13 protein-coding genes are annotated in these 14,820 nt (G+C 39.5%); 5 read left to right on the forward strand and 8 right to left on the reverse strand.

The window, feature by feature from the left end; translation table 11 throughout:
- Positions 1-51: 51 nt before the first annotated feature.
- From IAE19_RS11100 to IAE19_RS11110, 3 genes are read right to left on the reverse strand one after another with little or no spacing between them, the layout of a single operon-like run.
- Positions 52-1,221 (reverse strand): HlyD family secretion protein, encoded by a 1,170-nt coding sequence (locus IAE19_RS11100; protein WP_200460992.1) that lies wholly within the window; start codon positions 1,219-1,221, stop codon positions 52-54.
- A gap of 23 nt (positions 1,222-1,244) precedes the next feature.
- Positions 1,245-2,903, reverse strand: coding sequence for an MFS transporter (locus tag IAE19_RS11105; protein ID WP_200460993.1), 1,659 nt, complete (start codon positions 2,901-2,903; stop codon positions 1,245-1,247).
- Positions 2,896-3,465 carry a TetR/AcrR family transcriptional regulator gene (locus IAE19_RS11110; protein WP_200461064.1) on the reverse strand — a complete coding sequence of 190 codons (570 nt, stop codon included), beginning with the start codon at positions 3,463-3,465 and terminating at the stop codon, positions 2,896-2,898. The genes IAE19_RS11105 and IAE19_RS11110 overlap by 8 nt, the downstream gene beginning before the upstream one ends.
- 179 nt (positions 3,466-3,644) lie before the next feature.
- Between IAE19_RS11110 and IAE19_RS11115 the strand changes: the two genes are divergently transcribed.
- On the forward strand, positions 3,645-4,409 hold the full coding sequence (locus IAE19_RS11115) for a class I SAM-dependent methyltransferase (RefSeq protein WP_200460994.1): 765 nt from the start codon (positions 3,645-3,647) through the stop codon (positions 4,407-4,409).
- A gap of 79 nt (positions 4,410-4,488) precedes the next feature.
- Positions 4,489-5,079 (forward strand): LysE family translocator, encoded by a 591-nt coding sequence (locus IAE19_RS11120; RefSeq protein ID WP_200461065.1) that lies wholly within the window; start codon positions 4,489-4,491, stop codon positions 5,077-5,079.
- A 207-nt stretch (positions 5,080-5,286) separates the two neighbouring features.
- Here IAE19_RS11120 and IAE19_RS11125 read toward each other — a convergent pair whose 3' ends face one another.
- A complete protein-coding gene (locus IAE19_RS11125; RefSeq protein WP_200460995.1) occupies positions 5,287-5,745 on the reverse strand; it encodes a DIP1984 family protein in 459 nt (152 codons plus the stop codon).
- A 177-nt stretch (positions 5,746-5,922) separates the two neighbouring features.
- Between IAE19_RS11125 and IAE19_RS11130 the strand changes: the two genes are divergently transcribed.
- Positions 5,923-6,117: an NF038215 family lipoprotein gene (locus IAE19_RS11130; protein ID WP_200460996.1), complete on the forward strand. Its 195-nt coding sequence runs from the start codon at positions 5,923-5,925 to the stop codon at positions 6,115-6,117.
- 41 nt (positions 6,118-6,158) lie between these two features.
- Here the strand turns inward: IAE19_RS11130 and IAE19_RS11135 are convergent, their stop codons facing one another.
- A complete protein-coding gene (locus tag IAE19_RS11135; protein ID WP_227611056.1) occupies positions 6,159-7,511 on the reverse strand; it encodes an 8-oxoguanine deaminase in 1,353 nt (450 codons plus the stop codon).
- A gap of 208 nt (positions 7,512-7,719) precedes the next feature.
- On the reverse strand, positions 7,720-9,090 hold the full coding sequence (locus IAE19_RS11140; protein WP_200460997.1) for a nucleobase:cation symporter-2 family protein: 1,371 nt from the start codon (positions 9,088-9,090) through the stop codon (positions 7,720-7,722).
- Between the two features lie 192 nt (positions 9,091-9,282).
- Between IAE19_RS11140 and IAE19_RS11145 the strand changes: the two genes are divergently transcribed.
- Positions 9,283-10,233 (forward strand): isopenicillin N synthase family dioxygenase, encoded by a 951-nt coding sequence (locus IAE19_RS11145; protein ID WP_200460998.1) that lies wholly within the window; start codon positions 9,283-9,285, stop codon positions 10,231-10,233.
- The gene (locus IAE19_RS11150) at positions 10,226-10,984 is read left to right on the forward strand and encodes an alpha/beta fold hydrolase (RefSeq protein WP_200460999.1); all 759 of its coding nucleotides are present in this window, start codon (positions 10,226-10,228) and stop codon (positions 10,982-10,984) included. Before IAE19_RS11145 ends, IAE19_RS11150 begins: the two co-directional genes overlap by 8 nt.
- Before the next feature lie 95 nt (positions 10,985-11,079).
- On the opposite strand, the gene IAE19_RS11155 is transcribed toward IAE19_RS11150, so the two are convergent.
- Both IAE19_RS11155 and metG read right to left on the reverse strand, forming a co-directional pair.
- A complete protein-coding gene (locus IAE19_RS11155; RefSeq protein WP_200461000.1) occupies positions 11,080-12,048 on the reverse strand; it encodes an MBL fold metallo-hydrolase in 969 nt (322 codons plus the stop codon).
- A 114-nt stretch (positions 12,049-12,162) separates the two neighbouring features.
- Positions 12,163-14,229, reverse strand: coding sequence for a methionine--tRNA ligase (gene metG, locus IAE19_RS11160; protein ID WP_227611072.1), 2,067 nt, complete (start codon positions 14,227-14,229; stop codon positions 12,163-12,165).
- Positions 14,230-14,820: the final 591 nt, after the last annotated feature.

Here is a 14,820-nt window from a genome sequence, read left to right on the forward strand (position 1 = left end):
TAATTTTCGGTGATCAAGAGTATAAAACACTGACCACCAAAAAAGATGGGATTATTTTGAGGAAGTATCAACAGATGTAATTACAGACATACCCGGACGTAAGCGTTCTAGTCCTTTTTGATCTGGATCAATCGCAATACGTACTGAAATTCGTTGAACTACTTTGGTAAAGTTTCCGGTTGCATTGTCTGCTTTTAGCACACTAAATTCTGAACCAGCTGCTGGAGAAATCTGTTCAACATGCCCTGTAAATTTTTGATGATTAAGTGCATCCACTGTAAATGTTGCACTCTGACCAATGTTCATATTGGCGATTTGAGTTTCTTTAAAATTAGCAATGACCCATGTTTGTTGTGGAATTAAATACAATAATTGTGAACCAGCTGCGACATATTGACCAACACGTGGATTTACTTCGCCTAATTGTCCATCCATCGGCGCAGTAATTACACTATAGTCTTTGGTGGTCGTTGCCTGATCCAATTGCGCTTGTGCATTCGTGACTTGTGCTTCCAAACCTGTTTGTGCAACTTGCGCTGTTTTTAAAGCTTCCTGTGCGACATTGACATTGGCTTCGGCCTGTTTGAGTAATGCTAGATTATTTTTTACATCAGCGGCTGCTTTATCACTCTCTGATTTAGAGGCTGCACCACTATCACCTAGCTGTTGGTAACGATTCAGTTGTGTCACCGACAAATCATATTGCGCTTGTGCTTGATCAACTTTAGCTTGAGCAGCAGCAATGTCTGCTTGTCGCTGGGCGATAGTCTGAGTTTGGTTCGTCAGATTATTTTTGGCTTGTTCAACAGCTGATTGTGCCTGAGTCACTTTTTGGTCATAAGTGGTGGCATCAATGTGCATCAACGGTTGACCTTTTTTGACGTAGTCAAAATCTTTAACTAGCACATCTTTGATATAACCATTAATTTGTGAGGAAAGCACCGTAGTCTTGCCTTTAACATAACTATTGTCAGTTTGTTCGATTACGGTATGAAATGGCCCAATTCGCCATGCCCACATAATCAGTCCCACACCAACCAATAGTACGACCAACATAATGGCCAGTGTCGATTTCTTGGTGGGAATAAGTTTCCCAACTCGTTGCACAGGTTTAAGCGGAGTAGGCTGAGACATTGCAGATGAGGCTGCACTAGTAGGCGCCTGAGCTGTATCATTCGAATCTGGTTTATTCGATGTGTTGGGTTTTTGCTCTTCACTCATAAATTATACTCAAACACTCCAAATCAGGATGATGTCGATGAGGTTGCAAGTTTCTCCCGATAGGCGAGATACTTGCTCCAGATAATATTGCATAATCCCCAAAGAAATAACACAATCGCCACGATGCTATTAAAATTAATCACATCATTATAGGCACGTACCTGTGCTTCACGGTTTGCTGTTTGCGCTAAGGTTTTGGTTGCCTGTAATTGATCCTGAAGTGGATCGGTAATATTGGGGCTAAATTTTGCTTGATATTGTTTTAATCGCTGATCTACAGTTGGGTCTGTTTGTTCAAGATTACTATTGATATCCATTTGATAAACTTGAGTCTGGCGCTTTTGATAGGTGTTATAAAATGATGATCCAATCAAACCACCAAAGTTTTGGGTTGCAGAAAACAGCACAATAAAAGTTACGACATGCGCGGGACTTTCTTTCAAGGCACGTCCAAATCCGACCAAAAGCAGGGGACCAATAAATAGCCCATTGGCAAATGCAATGAGAAACTGGCTATGATAGAAGTTCTGTGGGCGGATATCACTAGTCAAATGCGCGTCCAGTTTACTGGCAACCAGAATTAGAAAAGAAGCCAGTACCAGATGTAATAATGTTCTTTCTCTGGAAAATGTAACCGCACTAAACAATACACCTGCCAACATACCAAAAAAGATAACGCTATATAATCCGACAAATTGATCTGGACCCATGCCCATGGTTTTTAGAAAATTAACAGCAGCATAGCTTTGTTCTGAAAGCAAAAAGCGCAGACATAAAGCACCGAATACAAACCGAATCACCCCAAAGGTACCCAGCCATCGGGTCATAATGAGAGGATTACTCCGGTGGTGTTCATAAATAAAACCAAAGACCAACAGTATAAAACCAGTCATCAACACATACGCCAACCATGGTGAATCAAACCACCACAGCAAAGGCCCTTGTGTTAAAACTGCACAAATACAGGCAAAACCCGGCGCCAGCAATAAAAAAGTAAATATATCTTGGCGTTCAAAAACCGCTATACGCAAACTGCGTGGCAATTTAAGCGAGACCACCATGGCGTAGCAACAAATTGCTAAACCTAACTCAAAAGTATATAAAACCGTCCAGTCATTTACTGTGACCAATGCAGGCGAAATAATCCATGCCAGTGGCACACCCAGTTGACCAAAACCAAAGCCAATATATAGCCCTCTCAATCGATGTTCTTTGGTAAAACCCTGCATGATGTAATACATGCCCAAAGAGCTAAGAGGAGCCGCGACCATACCGCTAATAAAACGTACAAAAATAGCCATATGATAATTCTGTACAAAGATGTGCAGAATCATTACTGCGATAAAAGCCAGCAGCCCGATTTCTGTGAAAATACGTAAACCATATTGTTGTCTGGCTTTGAACAAGATCAGATTAGAGCTGACATTTGCCATAACATAGGCGGCAGGAAGCCATGCACTTTCAATGGGTGTTAAGCCATATTCACCTTGTAATTGCGGTAAATTAGCTGTGATAAACCCATTACTTAGACCTGCGGTCAACGCAATAAAAGTACCAATAATAAAATATAGATATCTTTTATGAGAGGGATGTTCAATGGAGGGGGGAGAACCTGGTAGAACAGGGCGTTCATCATCTGTCCAGTCAGGAGGGGTTTCCAGATAACGAGGATGATCAGCCATGATATGCCCCCCCGTTTAAACAGATGCCATTAAGTAATAAGTCGACTGCACGATTGGCAAATCGAACTCTTTCAGTTTCATCATGTCCGCGAAAAGAGGAAGATAGCATGGAAACAATACTGCGATAATCTTCAAAATTAAAATCAGGACGACAAATTTGTTTGACAATCGCCTGATCAATCAGCGGTTGCACGATTAACTGGTGATGCTGCACTAACGGAATCAGCACTTCATCGTTACGATCCAATACTCGCCAATATTCCATCAAAGCGGACAAATTATTTAAATTATAAACATGACTTTTAATGAGTCGAATTAAACCATCATCAAATGGGCGATATTGTTCGGCACGAAGTTCCAGATGTAAAACCGCTTGTTCGAGCAGAGCATAAACTAAAGCTTTACGATCAGTAAAATTTCGATAAAAAGTCGCACGGCCAACGCCCGCATGATCAATAATGACTTGTAACGGTACATTCATACCATGAATTTTAAACATTTCAACCGCTGCATCGAGTAGGTCTTCCCGATTTTTAGCTGCGCGTTTGACATGTTTACTCATAAGTACTGTAAGTTGAATTTGATCAGCATATTTTACGGACATTTTTGTCCGATTTTCCAGTGGAATTTTTATCAAATTGTAATTATAACTAAATGTTATTAATTATTTAAAAATACATTATTTTATTTTTTAAATGATTAGGACTAAGCTAGATTAATTGAATTACAGAGAACTCGAATATGACAACGCAACATGACGTTAATCAACAACAATATCAAGATAAGTCATCAGCTTATTTAAATAGTCAGGTACACGCGCAAGGTATTGAATTTGAAAAAATCTGTAAAACTTTAGAGAAGCAGTCATTCAAACGTGTTCTGGATTTGGGCTGTGGTGCAGGACATGTTACTTATCATATCGCACCGTATGTTGAGCAAGTCATCGCTTATGATTTGACTGCTGAAATGGTGGGGTTGGTGGTTGAGCAAGCTAAAGAACGCGGTCTAAATAATGTCACAGGACAACAAGGCGCAGCGGAAAACCTTGCTTTTGCAGATCAGAGCTTATGTGCAGTAGTGAGCCGTTATTCAGCGCACCATTGGCAAAATGTCCCTCAAGCCATGAATGAAATTTATCGGGTACTTAAACCTCGTGGCAAAGTCATTTTTATTGATATTTTGGGAAATCAGCAACCTGTACTTGATACATTTTTACAGAGTATAGAAATCATTCGCGATCCGAGCCATGTACGAGATTATTCACTTGCAGAGTGGATGAATTTTGCAGAAAGTGCGGGATTTAAAATTGAGCAGGTAGAGAAACAAAGTTTGAAACTGGATTTTAAAAGCTGGGTTGAACGAATGAATACACCGCCTGAAGCAGTAGCTACATTACATTATTTACAAAAAAAGGTATCGGATATGGTAAAAAATTACTATCAAATCCAATCGGATGGTTCATTTCAAAGTGAAGTATTGTATTTGGTTCTTACAAAGCCCGACTAATGCGCTAAAATTCATGTTTACGATGATTTAAGCACAGGATACACACGTGGATAGTTTACTACCTTTGTTTTCTATTGCCATGGCATTGATGCTAGGCGCAATTAGTCCTGGTCCAAGCTTTATTTATGTCGCCCAGAACTCAATCGGGAAATCACGTAAGCATGGTTTATTTACCGCTTTAGGAACAGGGACGGGTGCCGCGATTTTTGGTCTGTTGGCAGTTATGGGCTTACAGGCGATCTTATTGGCAGTGCCATCGGCTTATCTAATGCTAAAAATTGGTGGTGGACTCTATTTACTTTGGCTGGCTTATAAAATTATCAAACATGCCAAATCTCCGATTGAAATGGATGCCAAGCAGCAACAAAGTATGACCTATAAAAGCGCTTATCGTTATGGCTTGATTACCCAGCTGAGTAATCCCAAAATTGCAGTAGTATTGGCCAGTGTGTTTACGGCGTTGTTGCCTAAAGAAATTCCAAATTATTATTATATTGCCTTACCAGTGATCTGTTTTGTGATTGATGCAGGCTGGTACTCGCTGGTGGCTTTACTTTTATCTTCTGAAAAACCACGTCGTGCGTATGTAAAAGGCAAAACTTTAATTGATCGAGTCACTGGTGGAATCGTGACGGTACTTGGTTTAAAGCTAATTTTCTCAAGTCGTTAAGTTAAAAATGGGTGGGCATATTGTCAGTACATGGTCGTCATCAGTAAATAATAATAGATCATAGATGCAATGTGCTGCGCCTAAAATGTAAAAATTTGGCGAAGCAGGCGCACTACCTCTATCAGACGGTTTGTGAATTTTAGACCTTACAAACCGTATAAAAAGGTCGTGTACTCGCCCAATATGCCCAGATTCATCATATCCAGATTATTCAATTAAGTCTATCTGCCAATTGGATGCCTGAATTTCAAGATTGATTAAACGTAAATTTTGGCTGATTCCATCGGCTTGTTTTTGTAGTTCTGAAACAGAAATTGCTTTGATCCATTTAATTTCACGAACGCTGTAGCGGTCTGTATCTTTTTGAGTATTGTCTATGGCTTGCTGAATAATCCGATGTTCAGCCGTCAACTGATCACGCTGATTAAGAATATCCAGCAACGGTTTTCCATTGTTGGCCTGAGCTTGTGCATTGGTCTGATGGATTTTTTGAATAAGTTGAAATAATTGTCTGTTCACCATGACAGCTTCTTGTAGTAATTGTTTAGGATCTTCACTGGGTGTGTCGCCATCTTGCACTAAAACATTCTTTTGAATACGTTGTTGCAAGGAAAGAAGTTTTTTCTGTAAATCACTTCTAAGCAATAATGCTTCGGCAAGTTTCATAATAACTCAGTATCTTGGTCTAAATAACATGATCATAGAATGAAAAAAAATCTCTGTCCGTTTCAGAGCGTATAAATCTGCATGTGAATTATATAATTTGAAATGCTTTTTTGCTCATGCTTTAATCAGTTTGTGCTAAGCTGACTTTAAAAATAATCAGAACAATCAGGTGGTCATATGAAAAGGATATTTCTATATGTCTTTGTCGTGAGTTCAGGTGCTGGTTTGATGGGGTGTGACTTCAAAGATAATGTGCAGCCTCCGAAAGCAGCTCGCAGTATGAGTATTGCGGGAATGCCAGTATATGAGAAAGATTTCAAACTGCAGCCATTATTGGCCAATAACATTGAAGTAAAAGAGACCAGTCATTAAACTGAGGAAAAGAGACTTTTTAAAAGTCTCTGAGAATGCGCTTAAGCCGCTAATAATTTCTTGGCTGCTTTACGATGTTCAGCTTGTAACTTCTCTATATCAATATGAAGTAATTGTCGATCTTTGACGATCCATTTGCCACCGACCATAACATGTTCAGCTTGATCTGCACCACACAGTAATAAAGCGGCAATTGGATCATGGCTTCCTGAAAATTTTAGTTCATCTAGTTTATAAAATGCAAAGTCGGCTTGATGACCCACCGTTATTTCTCCAAGATGTTGATGACGCCCTAGAAGTTTTGCTGAGCCTTTTGTTGCCCAGCCGAGTGCCAGTTCTGGCGTGATTTTTTCTGCACCGTATTTTAAACGCTGTAAATACAGAGCTTGGCGGGTTTCCAGAATTAGATTTGAAGCGTCTCCAGAAGCAGAACCGTCTACGCCTAAACCAATATTTGCACCAGCCCGCATTAAATCTAAAGTGGGGCAAATGCCAGACGCGAGCCGCATATTGGAATGGGGGCAGTGACAAATACCAACTTCTGCACCGCCTAAACGCTGTATTTCTTCAGTATTAAAATGGATGCCATGCGCGAGCCATGTTCGATCATTTAACCAGCCTACACTTTCCAGATAGTCTACCGTTCTCATTCCAAACATCTCTAGACAAAATGCTTCTTCATCTAATGTTTCTGCGAGGTGGGTATGTAGGCGTACATCCAGACGCTCTGCCATTGCTGCACTTTCGCGCATAATTTCTGGGGTGACTGAAAATGGAGAACACGGGGCAAGTGCAATATTAACCATCGCAGTTGCATCACGTTGATGATATTTTTGCACCAGACGTTCTGAATCCAGCAAAATTTGATCCATTTGCTGCACGGTATGCTGAGGAGGTAAACCGCCTGATTCTTCTCCCAGACTCATTGAACCGCGTGTGAGCATTACACGAATACCTAACATCTGGGCGGCTTGTACTTGTATATCAATCGCATCTGTTAATTGTTGTGGAAATAAATAATGATGATCAGCGGCAAAGGTACAGCCAGACATGACCAATTCTGCTAAAGCCACCTGTGTTGCAAGATGCAACTGTTCAGGGGTAAGTTTTGCCCAAACTGGATATAAATTTTTTAACCACGGAAACAACGGAGTATTGACTACAGGAGCCCATGCTCGAGTAAGTGTTTGATAAAAATGATGATGTGAGTTAATTAGCCCTGGAATGACCACACACTCTCGTGCATCAAAGACGTGGTCAATCGGATGAGTCGGTATTTTACCTTGAGCAACGAGTTCGACAATTTTGCCATCTTCAATGACTATGCCATGACTTCCATCATGTTGATTTGCGGTAAAAATCGCAAGAGGGTGCTTGATCCAGAGACGTGACATGTTGATTTCTCATTGATTGATTGATGTGAGAAAAGCAATGCATGTACCAATTTGTACGATTTTGAGCGTGGATATAATTGATATACATAAAAAGATATAAAGAAGATAAAAGTGTTTTAATTCGCTTTATATATCTAAAAATTTAAATGCCAGTCACATGAATTGACTGGCATTCCACAAAGTTTGAAGGATTATTTTTTTAATTCAATTAAGAACGGTTTTGAATCGTGGATGGATTTTCATTTAATGCCTGTTTTAAAACCACTTCTTTCCCTACATTTAAGTGATTAAAGAACAGGTTAAGCAGAACTGCCATGATACAGGTAATACTGATACCTGAATGGAATAGCGTTTGAATTGCACTTGGCATTGCGTGGAAAAATTCTGGACTAATCAAGGGAATCAGACCTGAGGCAAGTGAAACAGCCACAATAATTAAATTGGATTGGATTTGATAATCTACTTTAGATAAGGTACGAATTCCACTGACCGCAACACTACCAAATAGCACTAAACCGGCACCACCCAATACAGGCATTGGAATAGAAGCCACCAAACGACCAAATACAGGCAGCAAGCCAAGTACTACTAAGATACCTCCCGCCGTGGCGACCACAAAACGACTTTTAACGCCTGTAATAGCAACCAAGCCCACGTTTTGTACAAATGCACATTGCATGAATGCTCCAAAAAAAGGCGCAAGTGCTGAGGAAAGCATATCTGCACGTAAACCATCCGCGATACGATGATTATCTACTTTGGTATCCACAATCTCACCAATGGCTAAAAGGCTTGCTGTGGTTTCTGTCAAAATGACAATGGTGACAATACACATTGATAAAATCGCAGGCCACTCAAATACAGGCATACCAAAACCTAAAATATTAGGAAATGCCATCCATGCGCCGTCACCGACTTTAGAGAAATCAGCCAAGCCTAAAGCAAATGCGAAAACCGCACCAAACACGATAGACAGTAAAACGGCTAAACGTTTAATCGCTGCCGAACCAAACTTAGTCAATAACAACAGAAATACTAAAGTTAAGGTGGCTAAGCCTAAGTTTTCAATAGAACCCCAGTTTTCTGCTTTGGGGTTACCGCCCATAATCCAACGTATTGCCACAGGCAGCAGTGAGATTCCAATAATGGCAATAATGGAACCTGTCACGATTGGCGGGAAGAAACGCACGATTTTGGAAAAAAATGGTGCAATAATGATTCCAAAAACAGAACTGACCATAATTGCACCAAGAATGGACTGGAAACTTCCTCCATTTGATCCAATCGCGATCATACTCGCCACGGCAGCAAAAGATGTCCCTTGTACGATAGGCAGTTTTGAACCAAACCATTTAAAGCCAAGTGTCTGTAGCAAAGTTGCCAAGCCAGCAACCAGAATTGACGCAGTGATCAGTAGACCGATATCTGCCTGAGATAACCCAATACCAAGACCTACAACTAATGGTGCAGCAATCAGACCACCATACATAGTCAGTACGTGCTGAAAACCATAGGTTAAGTTTTTACCCACTCCAAGATGTTCATGTTCAGGAGAGGTTGCTTTAGATTCACTGTGCATATCAAAACCCTTTTAACTTTGTGTGACAGGGTAAAATTTGCAACATGCATGCCATCTTCTAATTATTTAAATAAACATAAATTTAAAAATATGAAAATACATATAACAGAGACAGTCTCTATTCGTGGCACAGCAATTGCTCAATCTGGACTGAGTCAGAGTAATAAATAAGTCTAGATGATGGAGTAAGCTATGCGTGTTTCAATTCCTGTGATTGATGTATCAGGTCTATTTAGTTCAGATTTGCAAGACCGTCAGGCAGTAGCACAACAAATGAAACAAGCCTGCCAAGATAAAGGCTTCTTTTATATTTCAAATCATGGAATTTCTACAGCGTTACAGCAGGTGGTCTTTGAACAAAGCAGACAATTCTTTGATTTATCGATGGATGAAAAAGAAAAAGTACATAAGAAAAATTCAATTGCCAATCGTGGTTATGAACCTTTAAAAAATCAAACGCTAGAAGCAGGAACTCCCGCAGATTTAAAAGAAGGTTTCTATGCAGGACGCGAATATGCATTAGACAGTCAGGCTGTTTTAGCAAAGCGTTTTAATCACGGACCAAATCAATGGCCTGAACAGTTTCCTGAATTTGCAAACACTATGCAGCATTATCAGGCTGAACTTGAAGTATTGGCAAAATATCTCATGCGAGGTTTGGCATTGTCGTTGTCACTAGCAGAAAATTACTTTGATGATTTCTGTCAGGATGCTCTCGTGACTTTGCGGTTACTGCATTATCCACCTCAGCCTGCTAACCCTGAACCAAATGAAAAAGGGTGCGGCGCACATACTGATTTTGGGGCATTAACCTTATTGCTTCAAGATCAGCAAGGAGGACTGCAAGTGTGGGATAAAAATAGTGAAAGCTGGATCGATGCTCCGCCGATTGAAGGGACGTATGTCATCAATCTAGGGGATTTAATCGCACGTTGGACGAATAATCATTTTAAATCAACTTTGCATCGGGTGATTAATAAATCAGGTAAGCAACGATATTCCGTTCCTTTTTTCTTTGGTGGTAATCCAGATTATCAAGTGGAATGTTTACCCAACTGTAAAACTGAAAAGGAACCTGCACTATTTGCACCGACTACAGTGGAACAGCATCATATTGAAATGTACCGGAGAACCTATGGCTAAACATATAGTATTGGTACATGGCGCGTGGCAGGGCAGTTGGTCATTTGATTTGATTAAGCCATTATTGGAACAAACAGGCTGGACTGTACACGCACTTGATTTACCTGATAATGGTTGGAATACCAAAATACAATTTCCTGCCAATCAAACTTCTTATTGTGAGTTCGTGGTAGAGGCGATTCAACAGATTGGAGAGCCAGTGGTACTACTCGGACATAGTGGGGGTGGTTTAACCATTTCAGCAGTGGCAGAACGAATCCCTGACTTAATTAAAAGCCTAGTCTATTTAGTTGGAATGATGCTGCCTTCTGAAATGAGTTTTCTAGATTTTAAAAAACTGTGCGAACAATATTTTCCAGATGAGGATTTTGCAGGAATTTCACCTTATCTGACGTTTACTGAAGAGGGCTATAGCATTGTGAGTCATGAAGGTGCAAAAAAAATCTTTTTGCAAGATTGTGAGGCTGTTTTAGCAGAACACTTAATTGATAAACTTAGACCACAGCCTGAAACTGGGCGCGATTTAAAACCCACTTTAACATTTGAGCGCTTTGGTACAGTTCCTCGTATTTATGTGGAAGCCGTCTATGATCAGTCTTTATCGATTAATATGCAGCGTTTGATGCAACAGTTGCAACCCAAAAATTTACAGGTGATTACCATGCGCACAGGACATGTGCCGCAAGCAGTTCAGCCAAAATTGTTGGTGGAAAAGCTCAATCAGAGATTTACTGAAACTATTTACGCATAAAGCAGATCGCCTGACAGGAAAATCAATATCGTGAATTGATTTCCCTGTCAGCATCACATGCTTAGAAAGATGCGTGTTGAGGCAAAAATAATAAATCAATCTTTGAAATGTATAGGAACCCATTGATAGCTTTTACCATCTGCCGAATAAATATGTCCAATTCCTGGAAATGGTAAATGTGGAGCAGCAATGGTCTGGCCATTTTTAGCAAAATTGGCAAACTGTTTTAAGCGGGTTTGGACGGCTTGTTTGGGATCTATATCATATTCAATTGCTGTTGTAGGCTGATCAAATTGCACCGTATGAGAATGCACAATATCACCAATAAAAACTACCGTTTCATCTTTAGTTTTGAGCTCATAGCTAAAATGCCCCGGTGTATGACCCGTGGTATTAATTACTTTAAACCCTTGAATTTCATCGCCAAGTTTATAAGTTTTAAAACGCTGTTTAGCTTGATAGGGTGCGACCGCTTGTTGAATCATTTTGACTGTATTTAAATAACCATCCTGTTTTTCTTTAGGTAATTTTTTAACTTGATCTGGTTTTAGCCAATAATCAACTTCATCTTGTGATACGTATACTGTAGCATTTGGAAAATTTGCGACTCCATCTTTGCTAATGCCACAAACATGATCTGGATGTAAATGAGTCAGTAAAATCGTGTCGACTTGTTCAGGCTTGTATCCTGAAGCAATTAAATTTTTCATAATCGAACCCAGATGTGGTCCAAAACAGCTTGCAGCACCACTATCCACTAATACCAAAGATTTCCCTGTATTGACAAGAAATGCGTTGATGGAAGTTTGCACACCTTTAGCTTGATCCGCATAATATTTTTTTAAAATTTCAAGCACTTGCTTCTGCGAAATGTCTTTAAAAAGGGCAGGTGACATAAAGTTTGTACCATCGAGAAGCGCCGTAATTTGTACATCACCTGCTTGATATTGATAAAAACCTGCCACCTGTTTTTGTTGCTGAGCTGGTATTTGTGGACTGACTGCTAATGCTGAAAAACTGAAGAAACTTGAGCCTAACAAAGCTAATGCAAGTGTTTTATTCATTTATAAATATTCGCTAATCTAGTTGATTTGTTTATTTTTTAGCATGTAATCGTAAAGATGAAAAGTAAAAAAGCCCCTACACGGGTGTAAAGGCTTTTTGTTTAAAACTAAATCTTAAGAAACTTTATCGCCAGGTTTTGCACCGCTATCAGGCGAAATCACAAAAATTGCTTCGCTATTTCCCGCAGCCAGTACCATTCCATTTGAAATACCAAAACGCATTTTACGAGGCGCGAGGTTTGCTACCATCACTACCAGTTTACCTTTTAAGTCCTCTGGTGCATAAGAACCGCGGATACCACTAAACACATTACGTGGTTCAGCCTCGCCGACATTTAAAGTCAGTTGCAGAAGTTTGTCAGAACCTTCAACAGTTGCAGCATCTAAAACTTCTGCCACACGAAGATCAATTTTCATAAAATCTTCAATGCCGATAATTTCTGCTTCACCCACTTTAGGCTCAGGCTTTTTATCCACAACGTTCTTTTCTTTTTTCTTCTCTGCTTTTGGTGCTTCGGCAGCAGCTAAAGAATCTTTTGATGCATCCACCATTGCAGTCACAGCTTTTGGATCAACACGTTGCATCAATGGCTCAAACTGAGCAATTTCGTGATTTACTAAGACCTGTTTACGAGATGCAAAATCAAAACTTTCAAGTTGTAAAAACGTTTGAACTTCGTTTGCAAGTTTTGGTAACACTGGCGCCAGATAAATTGCTAATTGACGGAACAGATTAATCCCGACAGAACATACATCATGAACCTGCTGTTCTTCGCCTTCAATTTTAGCTAAGGCCCAAGGTTTTTTCTCATCAATATACTGATTTGCACGATCTGCCAACGACATAATCTCACGAATTGCCGCGCTAAATTCACGCTCTTCATAAGCTTTGGCAATGGAATCACCTGCATCAATAAAGCTTTGTACCAGCTCTAATTCAGCGCAATTCCCTGACAAAGTGTGATTAAAGTCTTTATTGATAAACTTAGCACAACGGCTCGCAATGTTTACGACTTTGCCCACCAGATCTGAGTTTACTTTCTGAATAAAATCATCCAGATTTAAATCTGAATCTTCAACTTTGTCAGAAAGCTTAGATGCAAAGTAATAGCGTAGATATTCTGGGTTCAAATGTTCCAGATAGGTTTCTGCCTTAATAAACGTGCCACGCGATTTCGACATTTTTTGACCGTTTACAGTCAGGAATCCATTCACAAACAAACCAGTAGGGGTACGGTAGTTTGCGCCTTCGAGCATAGCAGGCCAGAATAAAGCATGAAAATAAACAATGTCCTTACCAATGAAGTGATAAACCTCATTTTCACTGTCTTTTTTCCAGTAATCATCAAAATTTAAATCGGGACGTTTAGTTTTGATGTAATTTTCAAAACTTGACATATAGCCAATCGGTGCATCGACCCACACATAAAAATATTTGTTGGGAGCATCCGGAATTTCAAAACCGAAATAGGGTGCGTCACGGGAAATGTCCCAATCTGCTAGACCTGCTTCAAACCATTCATCCAGTTTATTTGCAATAGATACAGGCAAACGGCCTGTGTCTCGCGTCCATTTTTGTAAATATTCAGAAAAATTGGGTAGCTTAAAAAAATAATGATCTGAAGATTTTTCTATAGGTGTTGCACCACTTAGAGTCGAACGTGGATCGATTAATTCAGTCGCATTATAGGTCGTACCACATACTTCACAGCTATCGCCGTATTGATCCGGTGATTTACATTTAGGACACGTACCCTTAATAAATCGATCCGATAAAAACATCTGTTTTTCAGGATCAAAAAGTTGGGTTACAGGGCGAATAGCGATATTGTCAGCATCACGGTTTTTTAAATAAATTTCCTGAGAGCGGGATTTATTAGTCTCGCTATGTGTCGAATCATAATGATCAAAACTGATACCAAAACCAGCAAAATCCCGTTCATGTTCTTTTTGGACATTGGCAATTTGCTGTTCTGGTGTAATTCCATTGGCTTCAGCACGTAGCATAATCGCTGTGCCATGAGCATCATCCGCGCAGACATAAGTCACGTCATGTCCCATAGCGCGCATGGCACGAACCCAGATATCCGCTTGGATATAACCGAGTAAGTGACCCATATGGATCGGGCCATTGGCATAAGGAAGAGCGTTGGTGACTAAAATTTTACGCACGGATTTCATTCTCTCATTCGTATTCATCAGAAGGTCAATGATTCTAACTGAGCAGGGGAAAACAAAGCAAGATTTGTCCCGTGTTGGAATTAATAAGTAAGAAGTAAAAAATATATTTTAATCATGGGTTTATAGGTTTAACTTGGTTAAGGGAGTTAAAATGGAAATATTTACTTTTGAGCTAAAATAAGTTTTTTAATCTCAACTGCTTTTCAAAGTAACTTAATGGGTAGTTTTTGATCCATTATTCTGCTGCTTCCATCCATCATTCTGAATCGTGGTTTTTATGGTTAAAAAATGCCGAAAAAGCCAGACAGATATTTTCCCTTTTTAGTCATTTTTTCATCACTCAAGTGGATAATTTTTTTTCTTAATGACAGTCGTATAGCGGATCGGTACTCACGGTTTTAAGTTCTAAATATTTTAACTGATAAGTGAATATTCTATTGTAAAAATGACTAAATCGAACCGATAAGATTTTAAGCTTTGTATGCATTATTTATACTCGAAAAAGCTTAGATACATCCTGTATGTGCTTTGTTTCAAATTGCAGTTTTCACTTAAAAAAAATCTAAACCCATGTATAACTAAATTAGATTC

It is taken from the genome of Acinetobacter sp. S40, from assembly GCF_016624705.1.
Classification (GTDB): domain Bacteria; phylum Pseudomonadota; class Gammaproteobacteria; order Pseudomonadales; family Moraxellaceae; genus Acinetobacter.